At 67.7% G+C, this 8284-nt stretch carries 7 protein-coding genes; 1 reads left to right on the plus strand and 6 read right to left on the minus strand.

Annotated features, from left to right (window positions below; genetic code table 11):
• From ACFWPJ_RS17875 to ACFWPJ_RS17900, 6 genes are all read right to left on the minus strand, one after another.
• Nucleotides 1-1299, minus strand: a 1299-nt coding sequence (locus ACFWPJ_RS17875) for a serine hydrolase domain-containing protein (protein ID WP_378852660.1), incomplete at its 3' end; no start/stop codon positions are given.
• Between the two features lie 86 nt (nt 1300-1385).
• The gene (locus ACFWPJ_RS17880) at nt 1386-2816 is read right to left on the minus strand and encodes an alpha/beta fold hydrolase (protein ID WP_378852648.1); all 1431 of its coding nucleotides are present in this window, start codon (nt 2814-2816) and stop codon (nt 1386-1388) included.
• Nucleotides 2817-3076: 260 nt separating this feature from the next.
• On the minus strand, nt 3077-3529 hold the full coding sequence (locus ACFWPJ_RS17885; protein WP_378852650.1) for a flavodoxin family protein: 453 nt from the start codon (nt 3527-3529) through the stop codon (nt 3077-3079).
• Between the two features lie 25 nt (nt 3530-3554).
• Entirely contained in the window at nt 3555-4052 is a 498-nt protein-coding gene (locus ACFWPJ_RS17890) for a hypothetical protein (RefSeq protein ID WP_378852652.1), read from the minus strand.
• The gene (gene dapB, locus ACFWPJ_RS17895) at nt 4049-4795 is read right to left on the minus strand and encodes a 4-hydroxy-tetrahydrodipicolinate reductase (RefSeq protein WP_378852654.1); all 747 of its coding nucleotides are present in this window, start codon (nt 4793-4795) and stop codon (nt 4049-4051) included. The genes ACFWPJ_RS17890 and dapB overlap by 4 nt, the downstream gene beginning before the upstream one ends.
• Before the next feature lie 72 nt (nt 4796-4867).
• The gene (locus ACFWPJ_RS17900) at nt 4868-5974 is read right to left on the minus strand and encodes an alcohol dehydrogenase catalytic domain-containing protein (RefSeq protein ID WP_378852656.1); all 1107 of its coding nucleotides are present in this window, start codon (nt 5972-5974) and stop codon (nt 4868-4870) included.
• Nucleotides 5975-6207: 233 nt separating this feature from the next.
• On the opposite strand from ACFWPJ_RS17900, the gene ACFWPJ_RS17905 reads away from it, so the two are divergent.
• Nucleotides 6208-8284 (plus strand): acyltransferase domain-containing protein (locus tag ACFWPJ_RS17905; protein ID WP_378852658.1); only part of this gene is annotated, 2077 nt, incomplete at its 3' end.

The following is an 8284-nucleotide window of genomic DNA, read 5'->3' on the forward strand; positions in this document are numbered from 1 at the left end:
CCGGCCTACATCTGGGGGTTTGTGGGGGGGTCCGCCCCCGCCCCACTGGGGCCGGGCCCGCGGGCCGACCCGCCAACCCACGCCTACCCCCCACGACTCGAGGCTGCCCGTCTCGACGACCTGCTGGGTCGCGTAACGCCCTTCGTAGGGGGCGAGCTCACCGGCACTGAGGATCTGCGGCGTCGCGGGCAGGTTGCCGACCCCGGCGAACCGCCGCAATGCCCAATCGTCGGCGAACAGGTCGGTGAGCAGTTGCGCGCCGCCCTCGGAGTTGGTGAGCGCGGTCATGGCGAAGTCGCGGCTCGGCACCAGGAAGAATCCGGAGCGTTGCCCCGACCAGGTCCCGCCGTGCTGGACGATCGTCTCGTTCTCGGCAGAGGGGCGCAGCATCCAGGTCACGCCCATGCCGGTGAGCTCGACCTGCAGCGTCCCGCCCGCACCCGGGTTGGAACGCATGGCCTCGAGGGCTTGACTGCTCAAGACGCGGGTGCCGTTGGGTGCGGTGCCGTCGCCGAGGTGAAAACGCGCGTAGCGCATTTGATCCCGGACGCTCGAGATCAACGATCCGGTGGGGTTGCAGCTGCGCGGGAATTCCCAGAACCCTGTGTCCACCACGGGTTTTCCATCGACCATGGTGTGGGGGGCAGCGATGTTCAAGCCGATGATGTGGTCGGAGAAGAACCGGGTACGACTCAACTCCAGGGGGTCGAGCAGCAGATTCCGCACCGCCGCCTCGTAGGTCGATCCCGTGACGACCTCGACGATCCGTCCCGCGACCACCAGTCCGGCGTTGTTGTACGCGAACACGCTGCCCGGCGGTGTCAGCTGCGGCAGTCGGGTCATCGAGGCCACGTAGCGAGCCAGCGCGTCGTCGCCGCGTCCGAAGTCCTGCAGATCGTCGCCCAGCCAGCCGGAGGTGTGGTTCAGCAGCTGTCGCACGGTGACCTCGGCGCCGACCGCCGGATCGGCGACCGCGAAGTCCGGCAGGTAGCGGCGCACCGGCGCGTCCAGCTCCACCGTGCCCTCGTCGACCAACCGCATGATGGTGGTGCCCGTGAATGTCTTTGTGGTGGAGCCGATCCGGAATACCGTGTCGGCGTCGACCGGCACCGGGTGGTCGACATTGGTGACGCCATACCCTGTGATGTATTCCCGCCCGCCTATCAGGACGCCGACGGCGACGCCCGGTATTCCATAGGACCGCATGCCTGCTTCGATCTTGGCGTCGAGTTCGCCGAACGCGGAGTCCCTGGTGGTCGTCCCCGGCGCGGGCGAGGGCGTAGACGAACAGGACGACAGCGCGAGCAGCGCCGCACCGCCGACGGCACCACCGAGCACCGAACGTCGCGACACGGTGGTAGCAGCCCGTCCGGGACCGAACCGTGTCACGGCGGCGGCGGGTTGACGGCGTATGGGGGCGGTTGCACCGCGCTGACACAGCCGGTGTCGGGCTCGAGCGGATTCTCGTAGAACGAGACCGCGATCTGGGCCGCGCAGGGATCGGTGTAGATGCCGTGCGCGACGCCCGGCACAGTCACTTCCGTGGACCGCGAAAGATCCGCGGCGACAGAGTGTCCCCATTGAGCCCCGGTCTGACCGTCGTAGCTACCGGACAGCACCAGCGTCGGGATATCGCTTTTCGTCACGTCGCGAATGTCGTCGGGGGCTTTCGGCACCCGCCACACCTCACATACTTCGCGCAGGAACGGCAATTGCGGCGCCTGCTCGCGCACCGAATCAGGGAAGGCGGGGAAGGCTTCCGCTGCCATCCGGAGTTCGTCCTCGCGGGTCTCGAACGGCACCCATTCGCCGCACCACACACTCAATGCCAGGCCCCAGCCGAACTTCCCGACCTTGGCGGGATCCGTCCAGACCATCGCCCAGACCTGGGCGATACGTTCCGGCTTGCCCTCGGCCAACTCGTAGATCGCCGCGGGAAACTCCGCGGGAAAATGGGTGGCCATCGGGACGAACCAGTTCAGCAGCGTGCCGCCGTCGAGGACCACTGTGGTGTTCTTACCGTGGACGTCGACGGTGGTCGTGATCGGCTCGGACTCGAGCCTGTTGACCATATCGACGAACTTGTCTGCGAGGTCGGGGTAGGCCGCTTCGCACTGCGGTTGGGCATCGCATGCCACGGTCATGTTGTCGAAGGCTTCCCGCGCACTGGCCCAGGTCCACCCGAGGGCGGCGACGGACGGCGGCGTCACACCGTCCAGAATCACCGACCGGATACCCTGCGGGTCCTGGCGCATGTAGACCAGCGCGAGGTCGGTGCCGTAGGAATGGGAATAGATATTCCACCGGTCTATCTCCAGCGCCGCCCGCAACTCCGCCAGATCGGAGCTCATTTCCATGGTGTTGAATGCCGCCAGATCTGTGCTACCCGAAAGCCGGTCGTAGCACGCCCCGGCCGCGTCGGAATACTTGCTGCCGGTGCTGGGCGAGTCGAATACCAGACCCACTCGTTCGGCGTAGAACGTATCGATTTCCGGGCACGTCAGCGCCGGTTCCGCCGAGAGCGTGCCCCGAGCTGACATCAGGATCAGATCGCGATTTCGGCCGACACCATTCGGGATCGGCGGGTCCAGGATCGCATCGTTACCCGGCCCGCCGGTCAGAAACACGATCGGATCCGGCTCCGCAGGCTGAATTTCCGCCGGAATTCTCGCCACCGGCAACCGGACAGTGCCCTGGCCGGTGGTGCGATTCGCCCGCACCTCCATGGTCCAGCACTGCGCGTCCGTCAGCTCCGGCAGATCCGGGCAGTCGCGCGGCTCCAGTTTCGCCGGCGCGTGGGCCGCTGTCGTCGGCATGGTCGCAGAATGTGCGGTGTCCGGCGGCGAACTCGAGGTGCCGCAGGCCGCCACCATGACGGTCGAAGCCACGGCGAGACAGACTGTCCACTCGCGGCGCACAGAGCGCGCCCGACGAGCGCTGACGGGGATCGAGCCAGGGATCCGCACACCACACATCTTCGCACCGAAGCGATCGCACCCCGCGGCTGCAACGCCGAAGTTCGCCGGTGATCGCCACCTTGCCGCGTCCTGGAATCAGGCGGGTTCCTGCCGTCCGCTCAGCCCATCAACTGGGCCGCGACAGTCGCGCCCAACTCCCAGCACGCTTCGATATCGGCCTTGGGCGGCTTCCCCGACACCACCACATCGTCGGCCGCCTTCACCCAGCCGAGGCCGGTCGTGATCGACGTGATGGCCCGCTGGGCCCCCTCGGCACCCTGATTCGCATGGATGTAGACGCCGAACGGACGGCCGCGCGTCGAGTCCAGGCACGGGTAGTAGATGGTGTCGAAGGCGACCTTGAGGGCGCCGCTCATGTATCCGAGGTTGGCCGGGGTGCCGAGAATGTAGCCGTCCGCCGCCAGGACATCCGTCGGAGAAACCGACAGCGCGGGCCGCCGGACAACGTCCACGCCCTCGATCTCGGGGTCGGTCGCGCCGGAGACGACCGCCTCGAACATCTCCTGCATGAACGGCGACGGAGTGTGATGAATGATCAGCAGGCTCGGCACTCCGCCAGCCTATTCGACGCGTGGTCTACGACTCCCGTTCCAGCTTCTCCAATGCCACCGCGCGGCGCATGGTCTCGCGGGCGCGGGTGCGGTCGCCCGCGTAGTCGTAGGCGCGGGCCAGCCGGTAGGAGGACCGCCAGTTGTCCGGGTCGGCTTCCCATTCGGTCTTGATCTGCGCGAACAGCGCGTCGGCCGCCTCGCGTTCGATGCGCCCGGAGGGACGGTGCGGCAGCTGCGAGGTGTCGACCTCGAGTCCCTCCTCGTGGATGCGGCGGGCCAGGTGCTGATGGGCCAGCGCGGCCCGCAGCGTCGTCCACACGATCCACACGCCGACCATCGGCAGCAGCAGCATGCCGATGCCGATCGTGATGCCGGCGAAGCCGCCGTCGGCGATGTAGGCGATGGCGAGCCCGCCGAGGCGGATGAAGTAGTAGATCAGCGCCAGCACCAGGAACGCCACCAGCGCAACGATTTTCACGACCTGACGATCAGGTCGCCGCGCGGCGGGTTCGGGTGCGCTCACAGATCCAGGAAGGGGTCGAGACCCACGGTCAGGCCGGGACGCCCGGCGATCTCGCGCACGCCGAGCAGCACGCCCGGCGCGAAGGAGTTCCGGTCGATGGAGTCGTGGCGGATCGTCAGGGTCTCGCCCTGGGTGCCGAACAGCACCTCCTGGTGGGCGACGAGCCCGGCCAGGCGCACCGAGTGCACCCGCACACCGTCGACGTCGGCGCCGCGGGCACCCTCGAGTTCGGTGGTGGTGGCATCGGGGCTGAGCCCGACGCCCGCCTCGGCGCGGGCCGCGGCGATCAGCGCGGCGGTGCGGTAGGCGGTGCCCGAGGGCGCGTCGGCCTTGTTCGGGTGGTGCAGCTCGATGACCTCGACCGATTCGAAGAACCGCGCCGCCTGCTCGGCGAACCGCATCGACAGCACCGCGCCGATGGCGAAGTTCGGCGCGATCAGCACGCCGACCTCGGGACGCTGCGCCAGCCAGGACCGGACTTCGGCCAGGCGGGCCTCGTCGAAACCGGTGGTGCCCACGACCGCGTGGATCCCGTTCTCGACCAGGAACTTCAGGTTCCCCATCACCACGTCGGGGTGGGTGAAGTCGACGACCACCTGGGCACCGGTCTCGGTGAACGTCTCCAGCGCGTCACCCTTGTCGACCTGCGCGACCAGCTCCAGATCGGCCGCCGCCTCCACGGCCGCGCAGATCGCCTGTCCGACCTTGCCGTGTGCTCCGAGCACTCCGACCCGAATGGTCACCCGCATCTCCTCGTCTCGCTGCTCACTTGCCGGCAAGCCTATCGAGCAGCGGCGGGCGACCCGGCGCCGAGGTCAGTCGAACACGATCACCTGCCGTAGTGCCGCGCCCGCCGCGAGCTCGTCCATCGCCTGGTTGACCTGGTCGAGGCCGATCCGGGACGAGACGATCCGCTCCAGCGGCAGCGTGCCGGCGCGCCACCGGCGCACGTATTCGGGGATGTCGCGCTCGGGCACGGCCGAGCCGAGGTAGCTGCCGATGATGGTGCGCCCCTGGGCGACCAGTGCCAGCGGGGAGATCGTGGCGGTGGCGGTGGGAGCGGGCAGGCCGACCGTCACGGTGACGCCACCGGGAGCTGTCGCGGCGACGGCGGTTTCGAAGGCGCGCACATTGCCCGCGGCCTCGATCACCACGTCGGCCTGCACGCCCTGCTCGGCGATCTCGCCCGGCGTGAACACGGCGGTGGCGCCGAATTCTCGTGCCAGCGCGAGCTTTTCGGCGACGGTGTCGACGGCGACGACCTCACCGAGTCCGAGCGAGACCGCGACGAGCACCGCGGCCATGCCGACACCACCGAGACCGACGACCATGATCCGGTCGCCCTTCGCCGGTTTCGCCGCATTGAGCAGCGCGCCACCACCGGTGAGTACCGCGCAGCCGAGCACCGCGGCGACCTCCGGCGGGACGTCGTCGTCGACGGGAACCACCGACCGCCGGTCGACGACGGCATGGGTGGCGAACCCGGAGACACCGAGGTGGTGGTGCACCTCCTCGCCGTCGCGGCGCAGCCGGCGCCCGCCGCCGAGGAGTTCGCCTGCGTTGTTGGCGACACTGCCCGGCCCGCACGGTGTGCGCCCGTTGCTCGCACAGCCAGGGCAGTCGCCGCAGCGCGGCAGGAACGTCATCACGACCCGCTGTCCCACCGACACGTCGTCGACACCGGGCCCGACGGACTCGACGATGCCCGCCGCTTCGTGGCCGAGCAGCATGGGCACCGGGCGCACCCGATTGCCATCGACCACCGACAGATCCGAATGGCACAGTCCCGCCGCCTCGATCCGGACCAGCAGTTCACCCGCGCCCGGCTCGGCCAATTCCAGCTCGCACACGGTGATCGGCTGCGACGCGGCGAACGGCGCCGGGTCGGCGATGCGTTCCAGGACGGCTCCACGAATCCTCATGGCGCGAACCTACCGCGAAAAGACCGTTGCGGGACCGCCGATTCGGCGCTAAATTCGTTCGCGGTGATGGTGCTCCTGTCGGCCGCCTCGTACCGTGCCCAGGGTCGGCGCCATCACGAACCTAGGAGAAATCCCCTGTCAGTACAGTTCAATCACACCATTGTCGGTTGCCGCGATAATAGGGAAACCGCCGAATTCTGGGCGGACATCCTCGGGTTGGACATAGGAAAGGAGTGGGGTCCGTTCATTCCGATCCCGCTCGACAACGGCGTCACCTTCGATTTCGCTCGATTGCCGCCGCCTGCTTCCGACATCCAGCCGCAGCATTACGCGTTCCTCGTCTCGGAGGCCGAGTTCGACGCGGCCTACGCCAAGATCCCGATCGACCACGACGCGCAGGCGTCTCCTCCTTCGGCATCAGCGGCACCAACGCCCACATCATCCTCGAACAAGCCCCCGATGCGACCGTTTTCGATTCCGATTCACCAGCGGTGGAAGATGATTCGGCCACCGGCCGGGTCCTGCCGTGGGTGCTGTCGGCGCGCTCGGAGCCCGCACTGCGCGAGACTGCCGCTCGGCTGACCGCGCAGGTCGAGGCGGACCCTGCTCGGAATCCCGTGGATGTGGGTTGGTCACTGGTGTCGAGCCGCGCGCGTCTGGAGCATCGCGCGGTGATCGCCGGTACCGATCGCACCGAACTCGTAGCGGCATTGTCGGCACTGGCGGCAGGCAGGTCTCACCCGTCGGTGGTTGCGGGTGTGGTGCGACCGGGAAAGACGGCGTTTGTGTTCCCGGGCCAAGGCGCACAGTGGATCGGCATGGGACGCGAACTCGCCCAGGAGTTCCCGGTGTTCGCGACCGCCTTCGACGAGGTGACCGACCTGCTGCACACGGAGTTGGGCTTCTCGGTGCGTGCAGTGATCTGGCCCGTGGATTACGACGTGTCGGTCGATCAGCACGAGGCTGTGAATTCGACCCTCTTCGCGCAGACCGGGCTGTTCGCGGTCGGCGTGGCGACCGCGCGGTTGCTCGAATCGTTCGGTGTCACACCCGATGTCGTCGCTGGGCATTCCATCGGTGAGATCGTTGCCGCCCATGTGGCCGGGATCCTGTCGTTGCCGGATGCGGTGACGTTGGTGGCCGCGCGGGCGCGGTTGATGCAGGCCCTCCCGACAAGAGGAGCCATGGCGGCACTCACGGCGAGCGAAGCCGAGATACGTGCCGTTCTCGAGGTCGACGCGGGATTAGGATCGGTGGGCATAGCCGCCGCGAATGGCGCGCGGTCGGTGGTGGTCTCCGGACCCCGCGAACAGATCGAAGCTGTCGTGGCGCGATCGCGAATCGCCGCCGAAGGCGTGCGGTGGCTGCGCGTTTCGCATGCGTTCCATTCGCCGCTCATGGAACCGATGCTGGCCGAGTTCGCACGCGCACTGGACGGGATTCGGTGGCACGAGCCGAGCATCCCCATCGTGTCGAATGTGACTGGTGTGCTTGCAGATTCGTCGATGCTGTCACCGCACTATTGGGTGTCGCACGTGCGGGAGTGCGTGCGCTTCGCCGATGGTATTCAGTCTTTGCACGAGGCGGGCGTGTCGCGGTATGTCGTGGCTGGTCCCGATGGCGGGCTCACGGCGTTGATCAGCGACATTCTCGACGATGCGCGCGGTGCGATGGATTCGATCACGGCTGCGGCGGATGTCGTGGCGGTATTGGCTCGAACCCGGAGTGAGCGAGCGTGTCTGTTGATTGCGCTAGCGACCGTCGACGTCACCGCGGGCGCTGCCGGTGGAGTCAGCTGGTTACGGTTGTGGGACGGTACAGCACGTCGTCGATTGACATTGCCTTCCTATGCGTTCCAGCGTCGTCACTACTGGCGGGAAGCAGACCGGTCCGGCGACGTGGATGCGTTGGGAGTGGCGGGTTCTCAGCATCCATTGATCGGTGCGGTTGTGGCGGTCCCCGAGACCGGGGGAGTCATCGTGTCGGGTCGCCTGTCGGCGGCATTTCAGCCGTGGTTGGCCGATCACGCGGTGTCGGGTGCGGTATTGCTGCCGGGGACCGGGTTCGTGGAGTTGGTGATGCGCGGGGCCGACGAGGTCGGGTGCGGACAGCTGCGAGAGCTGACGTTGGTAGCTCCGCTGGTATTGCCGAAACCTGTGCAAGTCCGTGTGGCGATCGGTGGCGCAGGTGAATACGGTGAGCGTTCGATTTCGGTGCACTCGCGTCCGGAATCGGTGCGTACCGACCATGTTTCGGAATGGACGTTGCACGCGGAAGGCGTCGTCGCCCCGAGCTCGCCCCGTCGTATCG

It is taken from the genome of Nocardia sp. NPDC058497 (assembly GCF_042720195.1).
GTDB lineage: Bacteria > Actinomycetota > Actinomycetes > Mycobacteriales > Mycobacteriaceae > Nocardia.